Source organism: Thermostichus sp. MS-CIW-34 (genome assembly GCF_054060435.1).
Window position 1 is genome coordinate 1 of record NZ_JBSSDE010000040.1, and the last position, 22,058, is coordinate 22,058.

Sequence of the window (22,058 nt, forward strand, 5' to 3'; positions counted from 1 at the left end):
TCAGGACTTGGGTCATGGTTCTATCATAACTTCCGCATTCCTCCCGACACTGACCCTACGGGTACAGTGCGGGGCTCCTGCGATTTCTAGCTGACGCTGCGAAACTTCGGGTCTTTGCTCTCTCGAAAGGCCAGCCCTGCCTCTTGAATGGCGTTCCGCTTGAGGTGGCAGGGATCCTCTTTCACCCACTGCGGCAGGTCAGTGCAGGATGATGTCCCCCAGCTTTCTGGCTGTTTTTGGAGCCCCCTGCTATCGCGAACGGCACAGCCGGTCTTTGTGGGCAACCACAAACGTATGCAAGCAGACACCAAAGTAATGGCCGGATTAGAGTCAGGCCCCTCTAGCGGGCCAGGTACCGTTCCAAGCGTCCCTGGAAAAATGACAAGATCAACGTCAGCAGCCAGTACCACAGCGCTGCCACCACCAAAGCCTCGAAGAAGTGCTGGCGCGGCAAACCTGCCTGTCGAGCCCGGCCCATCAACTCCTGCAAAGCAATGGCACTGGCCAGGGCAGTGTCTTTCTGCATGGCGATGAATTGGTTGCCAATGTCCGGTAAGACAATTCGAAAAGCTTGCGGCAGAACAATGCACCATAGGGTTTGCCAGGGCTTAAGCCCCAGGGCATAGGCAGCTTCCCGCTGCCCAATGGGAATGGCTTGGATCCCGGCCCGGAAGATCTCGCTCATGTAGGCGCCATAGTTCAGGCTCAAGGCCAGCACCGCCGAAGTAAACGAGCCGAACACCAGACCCAGTTGCGGCAAAGCCTGGTAGATAAACAAAAACTGCAGAAATAGAGGTGTGCCCCGCATCAACGAGACATAGAGAGCGGAGAGGCTGCTCAGAGGGGCAATCTGGGAGAGGCCCGCCAGTGCCGACAAAAAGGCCAAGGTGGTGGCACAGAGGATGGAGACCAAGGACAGTTGAAAAGTAGTGCCCACCCCTTGCGAGATGAACCACCACCACTCGCGCACAAAGTTGCCGTTGAGACGCAAGGTACGGATGGGGATCCCGGCCAACTCCAACTGTACCCCGCTGAAGGTGAACACCAACAACAGCAGCCACAAAACCAACCACAACCCCTGGGCCACCGGGAACGGGATCCCTTTTCGAACCCGAGGCGGTGGGTAAATCGGCTGCTCCAGTGGGATAGAGTCTTTGCTCACTCAGCTTTTTTCGTCAGATCAACGCCGTAATACCGCTTTGAGAGAGCCGTCAGCGTGCCGTCCGCATGCATGGATTCTAAAATTTCGTTAATTTTGGCTTGCAAGCTCTCGGAAGGGGCAGGGCTGGAGCGATCCAAGGCCACAGCCAAGGCTTCGTAGTAGACTGGATTCCCCAGAGTTTTCAGGGGCAGCCCTTCCCGAATGGCATTTTCAGCCGTCGGCAAAGCTGTCAAGACTGCATCCAGGCGGGTGCCATCCCCCAGTGCCAAATCCTGCAGAGCCAGGCTATCGGTGTCGTAGATGCGAATGTCCACCCGCGGGGCTGGAACTTGGATGGTCTCTCCTTCCAGGGTGAGGTTGCCCTCCAGGTAGGCTTGATAGGTGGTGGCGGTGCCCACCCCGACTCGCTTTCCTTCCAAGGCGGCGATATCTGTCAAGGTCGAGGCTTGGTGGACCACGAAGCTGGCGGGGGTGTAGTAGTAGGGAATGGTAAACAGCAGAGCTTTCTGGCGCTCGGCAGTCACGGTCATCGACCCGACATTGACATCCCAGCGGCCATTCCAAGATCCGGCGGTGATGACATCGAAGTTGATATCCAGAAACTCAGCCTCTACCCCCAAGCGCCTGGCAATCTCGCGCGCCACATCCACATCAAATCCTTCCCAAGTGCCGTCAGGGTTGCGGTAGCTCTGAGGCCGGTAATTGGAGTCGGTGGAAACCCGGAGTACCCCCCGCTCTTGAATTTGAGCCAACAGGTCTCTGCTTTGGGCCAGCAGGGATCCCTGGTGTGTGCCTAGAGCCCAGCATCCGGCCAGGGTCAAGCAAAGGGCTTGTAGGGATCGGCGTCGAGAAACAGACATCGGCGAAACCTCAGATGAAGGTGAAGGGCAAACCCATTGGAATCCATCCAAGCTATCCAAGGCTGTCACAATTCCCGTTGCAAGGTAGTATCACCTGACACTGCCGCTTTGGGTGGCTATTCCCGACTGGGGCGAGCGGGTCGCAATTCTCCAAACATGCTCTAAAAAAGGCAAATCAACTGTCTCAGGATTGAGCTTATGAATCCCAATTGAGATTGAAATATCTCCTCCAGAAAGGCATCCCCTGAGACTTGCGATCAAGACTCGTGCTGTGTTGCCCGGGGGGGGCAATCCGTATCCCTCTGTGGGCAACGGAGAATCGACGTTCTGGGTAGCAGAAAACATTTGGCTCGACCCAATGGATCCCCCCTAGCAATTGGGCGGAGAGGATGTCAATATCTTTGGAAGAGAACGGGGTTGAGGGTGGTTATGCAAGCGGTGATCTTGGCGGGTGGGAAAGGAACTCGTTTACGGCCCTTTACCTTTTTGCAACCCAAGCCTTTGTTGCCCCTCCTGGATGTGCCCTTTTTGGAATGGCTGATCGGGCGCTGCCGCCGAGCCGGCTTGACGGATATTTTGCTCAGCGTGGGTTATCTGGGCCAACAAATTGAGGCTGCTCTGGGAGATGGCGCTGCTTTGGGGGTGAAGCTCCGCTACATTCCCGAAGAGACGCCTTTGGATACGGCAGGAGCTTTGGTGCTGGCTCAGCCCTATTTCACCGGGGATCCCTTGGTGGTTTTCAATGCCGACATCCTCACGGATCTGGATTTGCAGGCGTTGATGCAATGTCATGTGCAGAGCAAGGCCATGGCCACCCTCACCCTCGCCCGCGTGGAAGATATCACCGCCTATGGCCTGGTGGAAGTTGGGGAAGGGGGCCAGATCCAATCTTTTCGGGAAAAACCCACCCCTGCAGAAGCCCTCACCCTCACCACCGACACGATCAACGCCGGCACCTATGTCTTGGATCCGGCCATTTTTAAAGACTACCCCAGTGGGGATCCCCTCAGCTTTGAGCGGCGTGTCTTCCCCGATTTGCTCAGGCAAGGGCACCGGCTGCAAGCTTATCTCCACGCAGGCTACTGGCGGGATCTGGGCACGCCGGCCAGCTACTACCACGGCCAACTGGACATTCTTCTGGGCCGAATGACGGATTTTCCCTTAGAAAATGTGCAGCAACAGGCGCCGGGGATATGGGTGCACAAAACGGCTGAGATCCATCCCAGCGCTCAACTGCACGCCCCCTGCTACATTGGCGCCCACACCCGGCTGGGATCCCAAGCTCAGATTCCGGCAGGCACCATCCTCGGCAGCCACAGTTGGGTGAATGGATCCCTGCAGCCGGGAGCCTACGGGCCGAGAGTCCTGGTAGTGTAGGTTAAGTGCAAGTTAAGTCCACAACCATCCACGACAAAGCCATCAACAGATGGAGCTACCACAAACTGGGGAACGCTGGGATCCCTACCTTGCCTCTGTGGCTGCTCGCTTTAATCGGGAGTTGGAAATTCAACTGGGTCGGCCGGGTTGGCAACTTCCCCCAGACCTGGAGCAACTGCCTTTTTGGCAAGCCCAGCAGCGGGATCACCTGCAAGAGCGCCTCGGGATCCCCTTTTGGCAACTGCGTGCCCCCAAAAAACGGGAAGCCTGTTTGGATTTGGGCTGTGGGGTAAGCTTCCTGACCTATCCCTGGAACGATTGGCAAGCCTACTTTTACGGCCATGAGCTGAGCGGTGAGATTGTGCGCTTTATTCGCTCGCGGGCACCCCAGCTTAACTCCAAGCTGTTCAAGTCAATGCAACAGGGATCCGCCCACCATTTGGAAAACTACGAGTCGGAGCAATTTGATCTGGCCATTGCCACCGGATTTTTGTACTACTACCCGATTGAGTACTTCGACGCGGTTTGGGCAGAGTTGATGCGAGTGTTGCGACCGGCTGCACCTGTGATTATTGAAGTGGTCAATCCCGACTCGGTGTGGGCGGAACAATGGGGCCTCATCGAGCTATTCAAAGGCACCGAACCGATTTTCACCCCCCTAACGGAGTGGGAGCGGCGCATCGCAGCCTTGGGGGGCAAAATTCAGAAACAGGCCAGTGGCGAACTGTTCACCACCTATTGGATTCAGCGCAGACCGTGATCTGCTCACAACCGGGAAAGTATCGGAGCATTCGGAGTAGTGGGGTAACCTTTAAGGCTGGGTACTAAGATTAAAAATAAGATAAAGATTAAGATTAAGAAGTGTGATCCCGGACAAGGGATCCACCGCCATCCATGCAAGCCTCCTCTCCCACCTTCCTCTTGGTTGATGGCTACAACATCATCGGAGCTTGGCCCACCCTGAGCCAGTTAGCGCGTCGCTCCCTGATGGAATTGGCCCGTCTGCGCTTGGTGGAATCTTTGGCCAACTATGTGGCCTTCTGGGGCTACCAGGCGACCGTGGTGTACGATGCCTACGCCCAACCCACTCCAGCCCGGCAAGAGCGCTCCCCTTCGGGTATCGAGATCCTGTATACCTCCTATGGCGAGACCGCCGACAGTTGCATTGAACGGCTGTGTGCTCAGTTGCAGAGGGATGGGTGTCGGGTAAGGGTGGCTACCTCCGATCGTGTCCAGCAATTGGTGATTGGCGGCTACAACGCCGAATGGGTCTCGGCAGAACAACTGTGGGATGAAGTGCAGCAGGCCCAGCAGCAGATCCGGCGCGTCCAACCAAAACGGCTATCGAGCAAGCGGGGCATTGATGCCTACTTGGATGCAGATACCCTCTCGCGCCTAAACCGCTGGCGGCTGTCCGGCCAAGATCCCATGCGCTAAATGCCATCGTAGGGAACGGTGGGAGCTCCATACCAAAGATGCTCTTCATCTGGCGAGGCAGTGGGCAACTGCTCCTGTGAAGGATCCGCCGGAGCCAGCTCCTGCTCATCTACCAACACCAGCACCCGCACAACTCGATCTTTGGGCAATTGCTCCTGCGCCCGCATGGGCAAAATCAGTTGACCTTGGCTGTCGGTACGAGCCCAGAACTCATGCGCTTTCATGCTGTTTCCCTGAGATGGCTAGGAATATACCAGCTTGCCCCAAGCTCTGCCTTCGGCGCAGTCAAAAAAAGACTCCGTCCTGCCGACGGAAACAGATGAGATCCCATCATTGAGACCGGGATCCCTGGGCCAAGCCGTGTTCTCGAAACCAAGCCTGCAACCGTTCCCAAGCGTCACCAGCCGCTTCTGGGCGATAGGTGGGGCGATAATCGGCAAAAAAGGCGTGGGGAGCATCCGGGTAGATGATCAACTGCGATGGATCTCCGCAAGCTTCCAGAGCTGACTTCATTTGCTCCACCGTTTCCAAGGGAATGCTGGTATCTGCACCACCATACAAACCCAACACAGGTGCCTTCAGGCTGGCTGCCACATCCAGCGGATGCCTTGGGGTTAAGAGTGTGGACTCTCCCACCAAACGACCGTACCAGGCAACACCCGCCTTCAAGCCGGGTCGGTGAGCCGCGTACAACCAAGTGATTCGACCACCCCAGCAAAAGCCAGTAATGCCCACCCGCTCTGGATCCGCACCTGAGTTGCCAATTGCCCAATCCACCGCCGCATCCAAATCCGACATCACCTGAGCATCGGGCACCTGGGAGACGATGGCGCGAATCTCCTCAAGGCTCTGCAGCTGAGAAACATCCCCCTGCCGGAAAAACAGCTCGGGAGCCACTGCCACATAGCCCAACTTCCCCAAGCGGCGACAAATGTCTTGAATGTGTTCGTGTACACCAAAGATCTCTTGCACCACCAAAACCAGTGGAAAAGGGCCAGAGCCGGTCGGCTTGGCACGATAGCCAGGGATCTCGCCATCTGGGGTGGGAATGGTGACGGGGCCGGCTTCCAATCCTTCGCTATCGGTGATGATGGTTTGGGCAAAGATCGGCTGTACTGCCGAGGCAAACCCAGCAGCGACGTTGGCCAGCTTCAACTGACGGCGCTTCCAGCTGCTGGAGGATCCCCCCTTGGGTTGCTCCGCATACATAGGCCCAATCCTCAAAAACACAAACCCCTCTTCTCAGGATAAACAATATTTTGTCTGTAAAGATTCTTTCTACTGACAGTCTCGATGCAAATCTTGCCTATCCTGTCTGAGATCTGCATCGTAGAGCTGTTAAGATCGGCTCGGCACAGCGATGCTGATCAACGGAAATGCAACTCAAGAGACAGTTAAAAATCAGTTAAAAACCGGAAATCTTTGGGTTAAGCATTTCAAGAAGCATCGATGCCATCTCGCACTTTGGAGCTTATTTGGCAGTTGCCGAAATTGTTGGATGATGGCAGCATTGGGCAGAGCCAAAAAGACAAACTGAGCGTTTGGCAATAGCGGCAAAACGGCAATTGTACTGGTGCAGATGGCCTTGACAAGTGAGATAAGTTTGCTTCAACAAATCTCAAAAGCCGCTGGCAGGTAGTCAACCAAAGCATAGCTCACCCCTTCCCCAGAGGCCCGACGTTCTATCAGCGCAACATCAAAACGGCAGGACAACTCGGAGAGGTGGGGATGCTGGCTCAAGAAGGCCTGGGCAGCCCGGATCAAGCGTCGCTGCTTGGGGATCCCAACCGCCAAAAGCCCGCCTCGATCCCAGCTACCGGGGCTACGGGTTTTCACCTCTACGAAAATCAGCACATCAGCTTTGTGGGCAACCAGATCCAGCTCGCCCCAAGGGCAGCGCCACCGCTGGGCCAGGATCTGCCAGCCCTGCTGACAGAGATATTGCCGCACCCAGCCCTCGCCGACGTTGCCTGTATTCTGGAGGGAAGCCCTTCTGGGCAAGGGATCCATAAAAAAATCACCAGCGCCCGGCTCTAATGAGCAGAGCCATTGCCGTGATACTTGTCGGTGTCGTAAAAGCCGTTGCGGGTGCCGAAGTAGAAACTTGCCAGAGAGAGGACAAGAGCAACCCCCACCAAGACTAACTTTGCATCCACGTGGTTTTCCCCTGATTTTCTCCTCAACCGTGATCATAATAGCCTGCCGCTCCTTCACAATCCTTTGGTGAGCGATGCGCGGCACTGATATCGGCCAAGGCACAGCAAGTCTTGGGGGATCCCATCGGAAATGAACTACTCCCACTGGGAGCTCAGCATGCTACCATTCAGATGGAAAGGGAGTAGTCAGGCGGCTTACCGCCCTCTGCATCGACATACTGGCTAAAAACAGCCCGGTGCAAGAGACAAAGCAAGCCCGGCAGGCTGCTTTGGTGACGAGACTTTCGCTGAGTTCACGCAGAGGTGAGCTTGGTGAGTCCGTCTGACTTTCCCAGCCTTCACCTCTAGGTGTGAACCGATTCCACACACAAGAGAGGTTGGAGGCTAGAAAATGTGGGCCGGTTTTTTATCGAGTTTGCTGCTGGTGACGGTAGCGGAATTTGGGGACAAAACCTTTTTTACCCCCTTGATTTTGGCGATGCGCCACCCACGCCGCTGGGTTTTTCTGGGGACATGGCTGGCTTTAGCGATGATGAACCTGCTAGCGGTAGGAACCGGGCAAGTGCTTTTTAAGCTACTGCCACCCTTGGGCGTGCGGGTGCTATCGGCTGGGGTTTTCGCCGTTTTTGGCTTGAGAATGCTCTGGCAAGCGTGCAGAATGCCACCTCAACAGGCATTACCAGAAGAAGAGGAAGCCCTCAGACAAGTGATGCAGGCAGAAGCAAAAGGAGTTGGCCGCGGGGGGGTTAGGGCCATCGTCTGGGAAGCCTTTAGTTTGATCGCCCTAGCCGAGTTCGGGGATAAAACCCAGATTGCTACCGTTTCCCTAGCCGCCACCCATCCGGGATTCAGTGTCTGGGCGGGGGCAACCCTGGGTCATGGTCTGATGGTGGGGCTGGCGGTGGTGGGAGGTCGTTTTTTAGCAGCTCACATCTCTGAACGCGCCGTGCATTGGGTGGGGGGCGGCTTATTTCTGGTGTTTGCGTTGCTGACCGGTTGGGAGTTGGCAGGATGAGGGATCAGCTAGAAATCGCAGGAGCCCCGCACTGTACCCGTAGGGTCAGTGCCGGGAGGAATGCGCTTTGATGAAGTACAATGGACTTATGAGCCAAGTCCTGACCATATCCTGTAAGCTCAAGGTGTTCCCGTCACAAGCCGCCAAATTGGACGCGACGATGGATGTCTTTGTGCAGGCATTGAACTGGGTCAACCAGAACACGCCGGAGAAGATCGTCAACGCGGTCAAACTGCAATCCCTTTGCTACTACGAGATTCGAGCCCGGTTCGGCTTGTCCAGTAACTTGGCTCAACAGGTGTGCAGACGGGTGGCGGGCGCTCGCAAAGTGGCGAGACAGCGCAACCGTCCGGTTAAAGAGTTCAAGCGTAGGTTCGTTACCTACGATGCACGTATCTTCTCATTTCGCGAGAAAGACTGGACGGTGTCGCTGACCACGGTGGAAGGGCGAGAGCGCTTTGAACTAGCCATTGGCAACTACCAGCGTGGGATGCTGGCTGGCTCTAACCCCAAATCGGCCACCCTAGTCCAGCGGAAGGATGGCTCCTACTACATCCAGATTTGCGTAGAGAAAAAGCCACCCAAGCAACAAGATACCGACAGGGTGATCGGGGTGGACTTGGGCAGGACGGATATCGCCCATACGTCAGAGGGGGACAATTGGAATGGACAGCAGTTGAACCGAGTCCGCGACCACTACTCCAAGCTGAGGGCGGCACTCCAACGTAAAGCCAGTAAGGGCACCCGCAGTTCGCGGCGCAGATGCAGAGAACTGTTGCAACGGCTGTCTGGCAAGGAAAGACGCTTTCAGTCGCGTCAGCGTTGCGTAGCAAAAACGTGGGTCAATCATCGCATCTCCAAAGTTATTGTCTCCAGGGCAAAAGCTACCAACAGCGCTATCGCCCTGGAAGACCTGACAGGGATCCGAGAAAGGGTCAATCAACAGCCGCGGAGCAAAGCCGAACGGCGCAGGGCCAACGGTTGGGCGTTTTATCAACTCCGTCATTTTCTGGAGTACAAGGCTCTGCGTGCAGGGGTTGCCTTGATTCTGGTACCGCCTGCCTACACGTCGCAGACCTGCCACCGGTGTTTGCACATTCATCCCGACCCTGCGCAATCCTACCGCAGTGGCAAGTCGTTCAAGTGTGGGCACTGTGGATGGGAAGGGGATGCGGATTTGAATGGTGCGAATGTGATTGCGCTTTTGGGGGCTGCTGTAAACCAGCCTAGAGGTTCGGGCCTGTTTTGTTCTCTGGTAGGGCAGAGCAGGCTCAGGGCTACTGAAAGCCCGCTCCGTACCGCTTAGCGGTCGGAGTCGGGTAGTTTACCCAAATTCCTGTTCGATGATCCGCCATCGGGCAGTGATCACACCTGGCTCTAGGCTGAGGCGGCTGACGACAAGTTCTAGGGCCTGGTCATCGCGGGTCTGGGTGACTAGCTCTGCTTCGACTTTGACCAGATCGGGCTTGTCCTCCAGGTCTTCGCTGTAGAGGGCACGCAGTTTGAGATGGGTGGGAGCTATGCCTTGCAAGAGCAAGGCGCGGATGTGGGCCTCTGCTTGGCTTTTGCAGATGAACGAACACTCATAGACCAGTTCCAGTTCTGTGCCTTTCAAAGGCTGCTGGTTGATGCGGTAGCCTAGTGGACGCAGCACAACGTTGGAGATCAACACAGCTGCGGCCCCAATGGCAGCTTGGGGAATGTACCCCGATCCGGCAAAGGCTCCCACCGCGGCTGCACACCAGATGGTGGCGGCGGTGTTCAGGCCACGGACGCTGGCTCCTTCCTTGAGGATCACGCCACCGGCCAAAAAGCCAATCCCCGATACCACTTGGGCCGCAATACGGGTCGGGCTGCTTTCATCAGGGGTGAGAACCGAGAGCATGACAAACAAAGCTGCACCCGTGGCCACCAAGGTGTTGGTGCGCAAGCCGGCCATACGCTGCCGCCACTGTCGCTCCAGCCCGATCACGGATCCCAGGACAAAGGCAACGGCCAAACGCAAGGTGAAGTCAATCCAGGTCATGCTCCGGTTCTCGTGAAAGGATAAAGTTTAGCCATCCTCATCTGGGATCCCAAGGGCAGTGGCTTCCTGTTGCAAGGTTTGCCAGAGGGCTTCCAGTTGAGCAAAGGCGGATTCTGGGGCCAGCTTACCACCTGTTTCTAAAGCACAGGTTATGCCCACCCGATAGGCATACTGCTGCAGCCGTGACCGAAATTGAGCAGCAGCCAAGGGAGATAGAACTTTCAAGGTCATGGCACACCTCCTAAATGTTTGCTGTAACCCTTCGTTGGTCAAAGGACACCTCGTAAAAGTGCTCTGCGCCGCCGTCGCGATGGCCTTGTGGCGAGACTCTGAAAGGCTGATTTCTCAAGAAGGGCTGGATTATTCGTTCCTGGAACGCGCTTTGCCGGTGAGGTGCCCCCTGGATCCAGCGCCGGCGCAGCCCTAGAGCTCCACTTCAACCCCGACTAGCCAAGCCACCAGGGTGAAATACACCCAGAGGCCGGTGAAGTCTTTAATGGTGGTGATAAAAGGATCCGCTCCCGGAGCGTGGTCAAAGCCCAGCTTTAACATCACCCAGGGCAAAATGGCGCCCAAGATAGCCCCCAAAGTGAGGACAGTGGCCAGAGCCAAGCCCACCGCTAGACCCAATTGTGGGATCCCATTGGGTGCCCCCTGCCAGAAGTAGGCAATCACCCCAGCCGTGGCCCCCAGGATCACACCGATAATGCCACCAATGCTGGCTTCCCGCAGCAAATAGGGGAGAAACTGCCGCACGTTGATGTGGCCCCAAGCCAAGCCACGGGCAAAGATGGTCGTAGATTGGGTACCGACATTACCGCCCATATCCATGACCAAGGGGATGAAAATAGCCGCTGCCGTCACCGCCTCCAACACCTCCTCAAAGGTTTGGATCACTCCCCCCACCACCATGCCGCCAATCAAGGTGATGATTAAAAACGTGATGCGCAGGCGGACGGCATACCAACGGGAGCCTTTAACCAGGCGCTCGCTCCAAACCTTGTCTCGGCTGAGCAAGCTGCCCACCCCTGCTTGGGCCAGAGCAGCATCCGTAGCCTCTTCTTCCACCAAATTGATCACATCTTCAAAAGTGATGTCACCCACCAAGCGTCCTTCACTGTCGACCACCGGAATAGCCGGCAAGCCCGAATCCTTGAGCAAACGAGCTGCCTGGAGATCCCGGTCGGTAACCCGCGCCACAGTATCAACCCCTTCAATCAGCTCCCGAATCGGTAGGTCGGGATCCGCCTTCACCAGCCGCACAGTGCGGATGAGACCCTTGTAGAACCGCTGATCGTCCACCACAAAAATCACATCCAGCTCATCGTCTCCCAGTTGAGAGTCCCGCACGCTGGCCAGAGCAGCCCCGACGGTGAGGGTATCTCGTACCGACAAGTAGCGCAGGTTCATCAGCCGACCGGCACTGCGCTCTGGATAACCCAGCAAGATATTCACTGCTTCCCGAGCTTCTGGGCTGAGGTTGGCAATGAGGCGCTTGGTTACTTTGGCCGGCAACTCCTCAAACAGACGTACCCGCTCATCCGGAGGTAAGGCTTCTACCAGCCGGATCACTTCTGGGCTTTCCATGCTGCGAATGAGATCGGCCTGCTCTTCGGGCCGTAGATACTCAAACACTGCAATGGCTTTGTCTTTTTCCAGCAAGCGGAAAGCCAAAACCCGCTGCCGAGGTGAAATCTCCATCAACTGCTGCACCAGCTCGGCAATGGGAGCGCGGTTGGCCTCTCGCTTGGCGGCTTCCAAGGAAGCAGGGGTTAGGAGATCGCGAAGAATGTTGTGCCGCATGATAAACCTCCGAACGTTGGGGTCAGCCGGGATGAAGAGAACCAGGAGGTCAACAGCCAACCGGTGCTCCGAGGCTCACAGGGAAGCCCTGAAACCCTTGGATGGCCGCGCAGCAAGCCGTAGGTCTAGCGCCAGGCCTCCAAGCCCAGCTTGGATCGCAAGCGCCCAAGCCGATAAAAGGGACTCCAAGGGATCCCCAGGCCTGCGGAAACCCCAAAACCCACAACGGGAAAGTCAAGGGGAATCCCCTCGGAATTACTCCTGATCTCCCCTTTTCTGAACAGGGCTGCACAAACCCATTGCTCAGGTAAGGCTCTGCTCAGCTCATCTGTTCGTCGCCGACTGAGAGAGCCACCCAAGTCAAAAGCTAGCCGGGAAAACTCTCCCACCCCTTCGCGTTGGCGAAACGGGATCCTCTCAAGCGACGACAGAAGCTGTCAGCGGGGAAAAAGAAGACACCAGTAAGAGCCCAATCTTCAAGAACGTGCTCCTCGAAGACCATCCACTGGTGGCTGGCGCTACAACTACCGGAAGCGTCCATGCTGTTGAACGTTTTCCTCCAAAAAGGTTAACCGAAACAACCCGGACAGCCAGAAGAGGATCTCTTCAGCTCCCTTTAGGCTAGTTGCAGGAGTGGGATCCCGTCAACCCTTTTTCTCCAGCTCATCCGGTGAACAATCGGCGGGGCAGCTGGAGGGGTAAGATCGGGGTGAGCAGCAATAGCCCCCTTGTGGTTCCTCTCGTCTCGACATTGCCCTCAGCCTGACTCAGCAGAGTCTACATCTCGGTGGCTTGCGACCTTGAGCAACCCACGCCCTTCGCCGCCTCTGTTTTGTTAGTGGTTTTTGTTAGTGGTTTGTTGGTGGCCTTGCTTCAATGAGCTGCGCTTCCCATCTCCTACAGGTGCCGATGTCCTTGAGCTTATGGCCTCTCTTCCCCTCGTTGCCGTGATCTTGGGCACACGGCCCGAAGCCATTAAGCTGGCCCCGGTGATCCAAGCTCTGCGTGCCAGTCCCCATCTGCGCACCGAGCTGATCTTGACCGGACAACACCGGGAAATGGTGGATCAGGTGATGCGGCTATTCGGTCTGCAAGCGGATCGGGATCTGGCGATCATGCGCCCCCGCCAAAGCTTGACAGACATCACCGAAGCCACCTTGCGGGGCCTAGAACTCTACTTTCAAGAGCAACATCCTCAACTGGTTTTGGTGCAGGGAGATACCACCACCGCCTTTGCGGCTGCCTTGGCAGCTTTTTACCACCGGATCCCGGTCGGGCATGTGGAAGCCGGACTGCGCACCGATGATCTCTACAATCCTTTCCCCGAAGAGGCCAATCGCCGCCTGATCTCCCAGTTGGCCAGCCTGCACTTTGCCCCTACCCCCCAAGCCGTTGACAACCTGAAGCGAAGCCACGTGGTGGGATCCATCCATTGCACCGGCAACACCGTCATCGACGCCCTACTGCAGGTGGCCTCCCAAGGGATCCCCTGCCCCATTCCCGGCCTGGACTGGCAGCGCTACCGTGTCCTGCTGGTTACCGTGCACCGACGCGAAAATTGGGGGGATCCCCTAACCGCCATCGGCAAGGCTCTGCTGCAGATCTTGGCCGAGTTTCCCGATACCGCCCTTCTTTTGCCCCTCCATCCCAACCCCTTGGTGCGGGATCCCCTGCAAGCCCTGTTGGGATCCCATGAGCGGGCTTTTCTCACTGAGCCTCTGGACTATCCCCTCTGGGTGAGCGCCATGCAGCGCTGTACCCTCATCCTCAGCGACTCCGGCGGCATTCAAGAAGAGGCCCCTGCCCTGGGCAAACCGGTGCTGGTGCTGCGGCAGACCACCGAACGTCCTGAAGCGATTGCTGCCGGCACCGCCCGCCTGGTAGGCACACACCCCGAAAAGATCCTGAAGGCAGCCCGAGAATTGCTCACAGACCCGCAAGCTTATGCCCGCATGGCCCAAGCCCAAAACCCCTTTGGCGATGGCACTGCCGCCCGGCAAATTCGCCACATCATCGAGCGGTGGTTTAATCCGCAAAGCCCTCGAGAAGAACAAAGTTAAGAATTAAAAGTTAAGAATTAAATAAGAATCAAAGATGTATAGACCGTTACCGGGAAAACCGTTTCTTTACCTATTGCTCTCAATAAGACAATTAATCTCAATAAGACAATTAATTAAGATAGAAAGCCTGACTCCAATCCAATTGACCCCAGTCCAATCAAGAGCGAGGATGCAAACCATGAGCACGACTGCAACTTCCACCACCGTTGTCCGGGTGCCGATTGTGGATGCCACCCCAGAAAATGTGCAACCCTTCGGCCAACTTATAGGGGACGATGTGGCCAATCCTGGGCTGGGGATCCCCTTTTATCAGGGGCGTGTCCTGGAAGGACAAAACATCGACTTTCAATACACCGGTAGAGCCGTTATCCGTACGGCTAAGATCCTGCCCGGATATCCACCTGTGCTCTGGCTGGAGCGCCACATGCGTATGACCCAGTTGTTTGTCGGCCTGGGGCAAGAGCCGTTCATCATGGTGATGGCTCCTCCCAACCATCCCAAAGCAGCTCCCGATCTCGACAAAGTACAAGCCCTGCGATTCCCTGCCGGGCATGGGCTGCTGCTGCACCTCGGCACGTGGCACGATTTCCCCATTGCCTGCGAGCGCCCCGTTGTGGTGCTAACCGCCAACTCCGAAGAAGTGGTGGAAGCCCTGGCCAGCATGGAAGATGCCCACGAAATGAATCAGGGAGATGTATTCAAAATTTCCCTCCCCCAACGGCTAAAAGCGGAGATCCACCTAGAGCTGGTGTAAACTACCCGACATCAACCGCTAGGCGGTACGGAGCGGGCTTTTAGTAGCCCTGCAGTTGGCAAGCCAACCACGAGCCTCTGGGGTGGTTTACAGCACCCCCAAAGCGCTACGCGCCACCATAGGTGAACGACCGTTACCAGTGCCTTAAACAACCGTTTCTGGTGTCCGCAGCATTATTATAGCATTCCTCCCGACATCGACCCTACGGGTACAGTGCGGGGCTCCTGCAATTTCTAGCTGAATGCAAGTCCGGATCCCTGAATCTCTACAGGATGCCAAAGCCTCAGTTCTACAAAGTGGCGCTCTATCAGCCTTTGGCTGGATAGGGAACTCTTCGCCTTAACTGGGCCTTAACTAGGGCCAGACTCTTGTACCGAAACCTCCCTTTGGACCCTTCTTCCCCTGCAAGGGTCTAAGTATTCGAGAACACCTATTCTTACACACAAAAGCTTCGAGACAAGTTCAGAGAGAAATGCCTCTAGGCAAGAAAGGCTACCTGAGATTCTGCCGACAGGCGTCTTTAGGAGGGCCGTATTCAGCGGGAAGATTCACAAACGTCGGCAGCGTTGGCATCTGGAGGGAGTTGCTCTATATTAAATCAGCTAGCATATTCGATATTTGCCAGAATTTAAGTTATTGTGAGAGCTGACATGCCATCCAATTGGTCAGACATCCATCCTCTCAATCCTGGGCAAGGGTTGGGTTCAGCCCAGTCTGCGCCTTCCCATTGGAATGAGCGCCACAGGGGAGAAGGCTCTCATGCCGAGTATGAGAGGAACGGATCTCAGACCAGAGCGGCGGATCGTCCAGAGGAGATCATGCCGAGCAATGCAGCAAAGATTAAGGTTGTAGGCGTGGGGGGTGGGGGTGGCAACGCGGTCAGTCGGATGGCGGCCAGCAACCTTGTGGGCGTCGAGTTTTGGAGCGTCAACACCGATGCGCAGGCCCTTGCCCAGTCCTCGGCAGTGAACCGCTTGCAAATTGGGCAGAAGCTGACTCGAGGCTTGGGTGCAGGTGGTAACCCGGCCATTGGCCAGAAAGCGGCAGAAGAATCCAGCGAAGAAATATCGGCAGCCATCAAAGGGGCAGATCTGGTCTTCATTGCCGCCGGCATGGGGGGAGGCACGGGCACGGGTGGAGCACCCGTCATCGCCCAAATTGCCAAAGCCAGTGGTGCCCTGACGGTGGGAGTGGTGACACGGCCTTTTTCCTTTGAGGGCAAACGCCGCAGCAAGCAGGCCGAGGAAGGGATCCAAGCGCTGCGGGAGGCAGTTGATACCCTGATTGTAATTCCCAATGACAAGTTGCTTTCGGTGATCTCCGAGCAAACCCCTGTCCAAGAGGCTTTTCGCGTTGCTGATGATGTGCTGCGGCAGGGGGTGCAGGGCATCTCGGATATCATTCTCATTCCCGGCATGATCAATGTGGATTTTGCCGATGTGCGCAGCGTGATGGCCGATGCCGGCTCTGCCTTGATGGGAATTGGCATGGGATCCGGCAAGTCCCGCGCCCGCGAAGCCGCCATTACCGCTGTATCTTCGCCGCTTTTGGAAACCTCCATCGAAGGGGCTAAAGGTGTCCTCTTCAACATTACCGGTGGGCCGGATTTGTCCTTGCATGAGGTCACGGTGGCTGCCGAGATCATCGCCGAGGCAGTGGATCCCGAGGCCAACATCATCTTCGGCACCGTCCAAGACGAGCGCATGCAGGGGGAAGTGCGCATCACGGTCATCGCCACCGGTTTCCAAGAGAAAGCCCGTCCAGCCGCCATCCCTGCTGCAACCAAAGTTTCTGCCTCCAACAAGTCGGGGGTTCCCAAGCCCACTCCCACGGGCTCTGGGCTGCCGCCTCGACAGCCTCCGGAGCCTGAGCCGCCGATGTCTGGAGGCTTAGATATTCCCGAGTTCTTGCGCCGCCGACGGCCCCCTTCGTAGGGTAGGGTGGAGGTATGCTGGTATCTTGGTGCCGGTTGTCAAGGGTGGGGAGTGCTTTGGGGTTAGGCCATGAACATTGTTGTCTTGGCGGGGGGGCGTTCGGCAGAACGTCAAGTCTCTTGGGTAACGGGTAAAGCCTGCAAACGGGCTTTGGAGGACCTGGGCCATCGGGTCAAGGTAATCGACCCAGAGGAGGATCTGCCTCTGCGCCTTTGGCAGGAACGGCAAGCCGGCTGCGACTTCGTTTGGATTGCCTTGCATGGCCCCGGTGGCGAGGATGGGGTGGTACAGGGAATGCTGGACTGGCTGGGCCTGCCCTACCAGGGATCCGGGCCGCTGGCCAGTGCTCTGGCCATGGATAAGCTGGTCTCCAAGCAGATCTTTCGCGCCGCGGGGATCCCTACCCCCGATTGGCAGGTTTGGGACGACCAAAGCCCCCTCACTTGGGCCGACTGTGCGGCAGAGTTGGGATCCCCACTGGTGGTTAAGCCCAGCAACAACGGCTCGACGGTGGGCATCAGCATTGTCCGGGATGAGAGGTCATTTGCTCAGGGGCTGGAGTTGGCCCGCTCGGTCTCGTCGCGGATTTTTCTGGAGCGCTATGTTCCCGGAAAGGAGATCACCCTCTCGATCTTGTCCGGCCAAGTTCTTCCGGCCATTGAGATCATCCCCGCCCAAGGCGACTTCTACGACTACGAAGCCAAGTACGCACCCGGTGGCTCGCGGCATTTGATCCCCTGTTCCCTCAGCCCGGCAGGGTTGGCCCGCTGTGAGGCTGCAGGTCTGAAGGCCTACCAGGCGTTGGGGTGCGAAGGCTTGGCGCGGGTGGATCTGCGGGTGGATCCCGAGGAAAATCCTTGGGTGTTGGAGGTGAATACACTGCCCGGCATGACCCCCACTTCCCTCTGTCCCGATGCGGCGGCAGCTCTGGGGTGGACGTTCACCGAGTTGGTGGAGCGAATGCTGCAGGATGCCTTGCAAAAAGCCCAATTGACCGGATCCCGGCACCCTCAAAGTTCATCGGCGACTCTCGGCAACGCTCCGTAAACTACCCGACCCTGACTGCTTCGCAGTACAGGGCGGGCTTTCGGTAGCCCTGCAGTTGGCAAGCCAACCACGAACCTCTAGGCTGGTTTACGACAGCCCCCAAAAGCGCAATCACATTCGCACCATTCAAATCCGCATCCCCTTCCCATCCACAGTGTCCACACTTAAACTTCTTTCCACTGCGATAGGATTGCGCAGGGTCGGGATGAATGTGCAAACACCGGTGGCAGGTCTGCGACGTGTAGGCAGGCGGAACAAGAATCAGAGCAACCCCCGCACGCAGAGCCTTGTACTCCAAAAATTGACGGAGTTGATAAAACGCCCAACTGTTGGCCCTGCGCCGTTCAGTTTTACTGCGGGGTTGTTGGTTGATGCGCTCCCGGATCCCTGTCAGGTCTTCCAGGGCAATAGCGCTGTTTGTCGCCTTTGCCCTAGAGACAATAGCTTTGGAGATGCGATGATTGACCCACGCCTGAAAGCGCCTCTCCTTGCCAGACAGCCGTTGCAACAGTTCTCTGCATCTGCGCCGCGAACTGCGTGTGCCCTTACTGGCTTTGCGTTGGAGTGCCGCCCTCAGCTTGGAGTAGTGGTCTCGGATTCGATTCAACTGCTGTCCATTCCAGTTATCCCCTTCTGACGTATGAGCAATATCCGTCCTTCCCAAATCCACCCCCAGCACTCTATCCGTGCCTTGCGGTGGGGATGGCTCCGTTTCCACACAGATCTGAATAGAGTAGGAGCCGTCTTTACGCTTGACCAGAGTGGCAGATTTGGGATTGGAGCCCGCCAGCCGTTCTCTCTGGTAGCGGCCAATCGCCAGCTCAAAGCGCTCCCGACCCTCCACCGTGGTCAGCGACACCGTCCAGTCTTTCTCGCGGAACGAAAAGATACGAGCGTCGTAGGTAGCGAAGCCACCCTTGAACGCTTTGACGGGGCGGTTTTTCTGTTGGGCAACTTTACGGGCGCCGGCCAGCCGCCTGCAGACCTGCTGAGCCAAGTTACTGGATAAGCCGAACCGGGCACGGATTTCGCGGTAGCACAGAGACTGGAGCTTAACGGCGTTGGCGACTTTCTCCGGCGTGTTCTGGTTGACCCAGTTCAAGGCTTGGCCAAAAGCCTCCAAAGTCGCGTCCAATTTGGCGGCCTGCGACTGGGACACCTTGAGCTTGCAGGAGACGGTCAGGACTTGGGTCATGGTTCTATCATAACTTCCGCATTCCTCCCGACACTGACCCTACGGGTACAGTGCGGGGCTCCTGCGATTTCTAGCTGAGGCTTTTCCTAAGACAAGAGCCTCTACCCCAGGTTTTTGCTCTCTCAGAGAAGGGCAACCAGCAAAAGAACTACCCCAGCTCCGACAATCAGTACAGCTCCCCCCAGCCACACCCAGGAGATGCGGGATCCGCGGCCTTTGTCGGTTTTCCCGACAGGATTCTCCGGCGCGGGTTCAGGCTTTGAGTTGACCGAATCTGGGGCAACAACTGTTAGATCCTGCAACAAGAAGTCGCCTTTTTTTTCCAACAGAACCGTGGTTTCTTCTGAGGCCAGCAGCGGGTTCAACAAGGGGGCCGTTTGCTCCCACTCGTATTCGGAATGTCCCGACTCACGCCCGTACACCGTGACCTGCTCCAAGCCGGGCAAGCCCAACGCCCTGAGCTCCGCCTGCACCCGTTCCATGAGATGGGGGTAGTCCACTCGGGCCGAGGAGGATCGATTCAGAAGAACGTGTAGATGACCTTGGCGGCGTTTGACCGCGATTTTGACCGGGGCAGCCAACCGAGCCTGCAACGCTTGGGCAATCTCAGCTTCGGTCATGGGGCAACATCCAAGGCATGCGAGTTAATTCTAATACAATCCTAGGGCAACGATGCAGAGGGCTACGGGGGCTCGGGGTAGAATGGGATGCGCGTTGGCGAAGAAAAGCAGAGCGTTCATCTTTTTCTCTCGCCGGATCCCTAGCTGGAAGTTCTATGCAAGAGAAAACCATTGTCCGCGATTACTTCAACTCCGTTGGCTTCGAGCGCTGGCGGCGCATCTATGGTGAAGAAGAAGTCAATTTCGTCCAAAAAGACATCCGCCTTGGCCATGCCCGCACGGTAGAGACGGTGTTGCAGTGGTTGGGGGATCCCTCGGGTTTACGCATTTGTGATGCCGGATGCGGGGTGGGCAGCCTCAGTTTGCCCTTGGCCACCAGAGGGGCGCAGGTGTTCGCCAGCGACATCTCGGAACAAATGGTGAACGAAGCACGCCGCCGCCAGCAAATGGAGCTGGGATCCACAGACAACCCCCAATTTTGGGTCTCGGATCTGGAGGAATTGACAGGGGAATACGATGTCGTCATCTGCCTCGATGTGATGATCCACTACCCTGAAGCCGAGGCCCTGCGCATGCTAAAGCACCTGACCCGCCTGGCTCGGTCCCGCCTGATCTTCAGTTTTGCCCCCAAAACCCCCTGGCTGACGCTGCTGAAGAAAGTGGGAGAGTTCTTCCCCGGCCCCAGCAAAACCACCCGCGCCTATCAACACCGAGAGGCGACCTTGGTGAGCCAATTAACCGAATGGGGCTGGAAAGTGCAGCAGCGACAAACCATTCGCAGCCGCTTCTACTTTGCTTGGCTGCTCGATCTGGTTCGCTGAACCTGCCGCCCACTGGATACCTTCTGTCGGAATGTTCGCCTGAGGTGGTGATCTCCCAGATTTCCAGACGCCAGGAAGCGATCTCGAGCCAGCAGTATGGCCATGCTGGTTTGCCTCAGCCCAAGGGGTCAGCCGAGGTTATCCAGTTGCTCCAGCAAATCGGGATCTGCCAGCTTTTGTAGGGCAAGCCGCGCGTCATCCCGCACCCCCCAATCGGGATCGCGACTGGCGCTGGTCAGCAATTGCCTTGTTAGCATCGTGTAAACAATGGGATCCTCGAGAGCCAGTTTCACCTGTTGCCCCAGGATCCCTAAGCTCCAGGCACAGTTGCCGCGTACCGCTGCGATTGGATCTTGAGCCAAGCCCCGGCAGAGAGCTGCGACCACCTCATCCAATGCCGGGCCAGGCAACGCCTGCGCCTGGGCCAGTTGTCCGAGAGCACTGGCAGCCCACAATCGCACTGCCGCGATATCCCCGGCCAACACTTCCAGCAACACCGGGTACGCCCGCGGATCCTTGGCATTGCCCAACGCCCACACCAAGCCTTTGCGCACATAGCCGTTCCAATCCCAGCGCAAGCCCTCGATCAGCACCTCCACCTCAGCGGGATCCGGATTCCGACCTAGGGCATAGGCTGCTCCCACCCGCACCAACGGGCAGGGATCCCGGACTAGGGCCAGCAGGGGTTTAACGGCGCGGGGTTCTTCGATCTCACAGAAGGCGCGGGCCGCCTGCATCCGCAAATAGGGATCCGGATCCTGCAACCGCTGCAGCATCAGCTCCACATCCACCTCCGGCGGTGAGTGAGGTGGCAGCTCGTCTAGGGGCTCAAGGGGGGAAAAAGCGTCTTCTTGCATGAAAGGGTGCCCAGGTGTTGGCGGAGGGGGCGAGCGCAAAACTCTCCCTTCCCCACGACAAAAGCCAGAGCAACAACAGCCGAACCAGCAGCAGAGTTGCTGCCTATCATAAACCGCCGGGATCCTCTGCCTGATCTGCTCTTTCCGGTTGGGATCCCGGCACCCTAAGCAAGTCCGCTCCTTCCAACACCCGCGCCGAGCGGATCACATCTCCCACCTGGATGCGCTCCACCCACTCCATCCCCTCGGTGACGTAGCCGAACACGGCATAGCGCCCGTCCAAAATCGGCAGAGCAGAGAGGGTGATGTAAAACTGGGAAGAGGCTGAGTCAAGTGGGCTAGAACGGGCCATGGCCACCGCCCCCAAACGATGGGGCAAGAGCAACTTACTCAGAGCAGCGGGATCCTGGATCAAGGTGTTGTAGCGGGGGTAGGGTTCCCCACGCAGCTGAATTTCCAGGGGGATGGTGCGCAGGCGGTTGCTCCCCGGCTCTGTTGCACCCCCTGTACCGTCACCACGGGGATCCCCACCCTGCACCACAAAAGGCTGCGGATCCTTTTCCACCCGATGGAAGGTGAGGCCATTGTAAAAGCCCCGCTGAACCAAATCCACGAACTGGCCGCCGGTCAGGGGTGCCGCTTCCCCGTGGATCGCCAAGATCACCTTGCCTACCCCCTCAGCAGTTTGCACCTCCATCTCCACCACTGCCTTCCCTTGCAGTTGCGGGCGGCTAGCATAGGCCGCCGGGATCCCAGAGGGGGATTCTGAGAGGGGGGGTGTACTGCGACAAGCCAACAGCCCGAGACAGAGGTATCCCAGAACTAAGCCCACTCCCACTCTGCAGCGGCTCATTCGCCCCAGCTTGGCGAATTTCATCTGCCCCTTCTCCTTCAATCCAATCTCCCACCCTCCAGGCGCTGCTCAACCCAGCAG

At 57.3% G+C, this 22,058-nt stretch carries 23 protein-coding genes and 1 pseudogene; 10 read left to right on the forward strand and 14 right to left on the reverse strand.

What is annotated here, in order from left to right; all coding sequences use genetic code 11:
• Positions 1-92: 92 nt before the first annotated feature.
• The 3 genes and pseudogenes from ACVWYY_RS12045 to ACVWYY_RS12055 form a co-directional block, all read right to left on the reverse strand.
• Positions 93-246: pseudogene (locus tag ACVWYY_RS12045) on the reverse strand (RNA-guided endonuclease InsQ/TnpB family protein); the annotation flags it as partial.
• A gap of 94 nt (positions 247-340) precedes the next feature.
• Entirely contained in the window at positions 341-1,162 is an 822-nt protein-coding gene (locus tag ACVWYY_RS12050; RefSeq protein WP_414383569.1) for an amino acid ABC transporter permease, read from the reverse strand.
• Positions 1,159-2,022: an ABC transporter substrate-binding protein gene (locus tag ACVWYY_RS12055; RefSeq protein WP_457440681.1), complete on the reverse strand. Its 864-nt coding sequence runs from the start codon at positions 2,020-2,022 to the stop codon at positions 1,159-1,161. Before ACVWYY_RS12055 ends, ACVWYY_RS12050 begins: the two co-directional genes overlap by 4 nt.
• Positions 2,023-2,451: 429 nt before the next feature.
• On the opposite strand from ACVWYY_RS12055, the gene ACVWYY_RS12060 reads away from it, so the two are divergent.
• The 3 genes from ACVWYY_RS12060 (at position 2,452) to ACVWYY_RS12070 (ending at position 4,836) form a co-directional block, all read left to right on the forward strand.
• Positions 2,452-3,399 carry a sugar phosphate nucleotidyltransferase gene (locus ACVWYY_RS12060; protein WP_457385925.1) on the forward strand — a complete coding sequence of 316 codons (948 nt, stop codon included), beginning with the start codon at positions 2,452-2,454 and terminating at the stop codon, positions 3,397-3,399.
• Positions 3,400-3,448: 49 nt separating this feature from the next.
• Entirely contained in the window at positions 3,449-4,159 is a 711-nt protein-coding gene (locus tag ACVWYY_RS12065) for a class I SAM-dependent methyltransferase (RefSeq protein ID WP_414383573.1), read from the forward strand.
• A 134-nt stretch (positions 4,160-4,293) separates the two neighbouring features.
• Positions 4,294-4,836 carry an NYN domain-containing protein gene (locus ACVWYY_RS12070; RefSeq protein WP_457440683.1) on the forward strand — a complete coding sequence of 181 codons (543 nt, stop codon included), beginning with the start codon at positions 4,294-4,296 and terminating at the stop codon, positions 4,834-4,836.
• Here the strand turns inward: ACVWYY_RS12070 and ACVWYY_RS12075 are convergent.
• The 4 genes from ACVWYY_RS12075 to ACVWYY_RS12090 form a co-directional block, all read right to left on the reverse strand.
• Complete coding sequence (locus ACVWYY_RS12075; RefSeq protein WP_457385916.1) at positions 4,833-5,060, reverse strand: hypothetical protein; 228 nt, start codon at positions 5,058-5,060, stop codon at positions 4,833-4,835. The two genes, ACVWYY_RS12070 and ACVWYY_RS12075, sit on opposite strands and share 4 nt — an antisense overlap.
• Positions 5,061-5,166: 106 nt before the next feature.
• Positions 5,167-6,045, reverse strand: a complete 879-nt coding sequence (locus tag ACVWYY_RS12080) for a dienelactone hydrolase family protein (RefSeq protein WP_414383579.1) — start codon at positions 6,043-6,045, stop codon at positions 5,167-5,169.
• 399 nt (positions 6,046-6,444) lie between these two features.
• Entirely contained in the window at positions 6,445-6,846 is a 402-nt protein-coding gene (locus tag ACVWYY_RS12085; RefSeq protein WP_414343270.1) for a YraN family protein, read from the reverse strand.
• A gap of 23 nt (positions 6,847-6,869) precedes the next feature.
• Complete coding sequence (locus ACVWYY_RS12090; protein ID WP_011429573.1) at positions 6,870-6,992, reverse strand: hypothetical protein; 123 nt, start codon at positions 6,990-6,992, stop codon at positions 6,870-6,872.
• 391 nt (positions 6,993-7,383) lie between these two features.
• Between ACVWYY_RS12090 and ACVWYY_RS12095 the strand changes: the two genes are divergently transcribed.
• Together ACVWYY_RS12095 and ACVWYY_RS12100 are read left to right on the forward strand one after the other, a co-directional pair.
• On the forward strand, positions 7,384-8,007 hold the full coding sequence (locus ACVWYY_RS12095) for a TMEM165/GDT1 family protein (RefSeq protein WP_011433699.1): 624 nt from the start codon (positions 7,384-7,386) through the stop codon (positions 8,005-8,007).
• Positions 8,008-8,095: 88 nt separating this feature from the next.
• The gene (locus ACVWYY_RS12100; RefSeq protein WP_457440686.1) at positions 8,096-9,313 is read left to right on the forward strand and encodes an RNA-guided endonuclease InsQ/TnpB family protein; all 1,218 of its coding nucleotides are present in this window, start codon (positions 8,096-8,098) and stop codon (positions 9,311-9,313) included.
• Between the two features lie 18 nt (positions 9,314-9,331).
• Here the strand turns inward: ACVWYY_RS12100 and ACVWYY_RS12105 are convergent, their stop codons facing one another.
• The 3 genes from ACVWYY_RS12105 to mgtE form a co-directional block, all read right to left on the reverse strand.
• Positions 9,332-10,033, reverse strand: a complete 702-nt coding sequence (locus tag ACVWYY_RS12105) for an MgtC/SapB family protein (RefSeq protein ID WP_457385912.1) — start codon at positions 10,031-10,033, stop codon at positions 9,332-9,334.
• 27 nt (positions 10,034-10,060) lie between these two features.
• On the reverse strand, positions 10,061-10,264 hold the full coding sequence (locus tag ACVWYY_RS12110) for a DUF7219 family protein (RefSeq protein WP_238376758.1): 204 nt from the start codon (positions 10,262-10,264) through the stop codon (positions 10,061-10,063).
• A gap of 192 nt (positions 10,265-10,456) precedes the next feature.
• The gene (mgtE, locus tag ACVWYY_RS12115) at positions 10,457-11,836 is read right to left on the reverse strand and encodes a magnesium transporter (RefSeq protein ID WP_457440688.1); all 1,380 of its coding nucleotides are present in this window, start codon (positions 11,834-11,836) and stop codon (positions 10,457-10,459) included.
• Positions 11,837-12,759: 923 nt separating this feature from the next.
• Here mgtE and wecB point away from each other — a divergent pair.
• The 4 genes from wecB (at position 12,760) to ACVWYY_RS12135 (ending at position 17,631) form a co-directional block, all read left to right on the forward strand.
• Positions 12,760-13,896, forward strand: coding sequence for a non-hydrolyzing UDP-N-acetylglucosamine 2-epimerase (wecB, locus tag ACVWYY_RS12120; RefSeq protein ID WP_414343264.1), 1,137 nt, complete (start codon positions 12,760-12,762; stop codon positions 13,894-13,896).
• Between the two features lie 178 nt (positions 13,897-14,074).
• Positions 14,075-14,650, forward strand: a complete 576-nt coding sequence (locus ACVWYY_RS12125; RefSeq protein WP_414331190.1) for an ureidoglycolate lyase — start codon at positions 14,075-14,077, stop codon at positions 14,648-14,650.
• Positions 14,651-15,300: 650 nt separating this feature from the next.
• Positions 15,301-16,584 carry a cell division protein FtsZ gene (gene ftsZ / locus ACVWYY_RS12130; protein WP_457404294.1) on the forward strand — a complete coding sequence of 428 codons (1,284 nt, stop codon included), beginning with the start codon at positions 15,301-15,303 and terminating at the stop codon, positions 16,582-16,584.
• A gap of 69 nt (positions 16,585-16,653) precedes the next feature.
• Positions 16,654-17,631 (forward strand): D-alanine--D-alanine ligase family protein, encoded by a 978-nt coding sequence (locus tag ACVWYY_RS12135; RefSeq protein ID WP_457404292.1) that lies wholly within the window; start codon positions 16,654-16,656, stop codon positions 17,629-17,631.
• A 1-nt stretch (position 17,632) separates the two neighbouring features.
• Here the strand turns inward: ACVWYY_RS12135 and ACVWYY_RS12140 are convergent, their stop codons facing one another.
• Positions 17,633-18,826 carry an RNA-guided endonuclease InsQ/TnpB family protein gene (locus ACVWYY_RS12140; protein WP_457404290.1) on the reverse strand — a complete coding sequence of 398 codons (1,194 nt, stop codon included), beginning with the start codon at positions 18,824-18,826 and terminating at the stop codon, positions 17,633-17,635.
• Positions 18,827-18,948: 122 nt separating this feature from the next.
• Positions 18,949-19,446, reverse strand: coding sequence for a hypothetical protein (locus tag ACVWYY_RS12145; protein WP_457404288.1), 498 nt, complete (start codon positions 19,444-19,446; stop codon positions 18,949-18,951).
• A gap of 155 nt (positions 19,447-19,601) precedes the next feature.
• Here ACVWYY_RS12145 and bchM point away from each other — a divergent pair, with 155 nt between their 5' ends.
• Positions 19,602-20,267: a magnesium protoporphyrin IX methyltransferase gene (gene bchM / locus ACVWYY_RS12150; RefSeq protein ID WP_457404286.1), complete on the forward strand. Its 666-nt coding sequence runs from the start codon at positions 19,602-19,604 to the stop codon at positions 20,265-20,267.
• 128 nt (positions 20,268-20,395) lie between these two features.
• On the opposite strand, the gene ACVWYY_RS12155 is transcribed toward bchM, so the two are convergent.
• Both ACVWYY_RS12155 and ACVWYY_RS12160 read right to left on the reverse strand, forming a co-directional pair.
• A complete protein-coding gene (locus ACVWYY_RS12155; protein ID WP_457404284.1) occupies positions 20,396-21,124 on the reverse strand; it encodes a HEAT repeat domain-containing protein in 729 nt (242 codons plus the stop codon).
• A 106-nt stretch (positions 21,125-21,230) separates the two neighbouring features.
• Positions 21,231-22,001 (reverse strand): peptidylprolyl isomerase, encoded by a 771-nt coding sequence (locus ACVWYY_RS12160; protein WP_457404283.1) that lies wholly within the window; start codon positions 21,999-22,001, stop codon positions 21,231-21,233.
• Positions 22,002-22,058 lie beyond the last annotated feature (57 nt).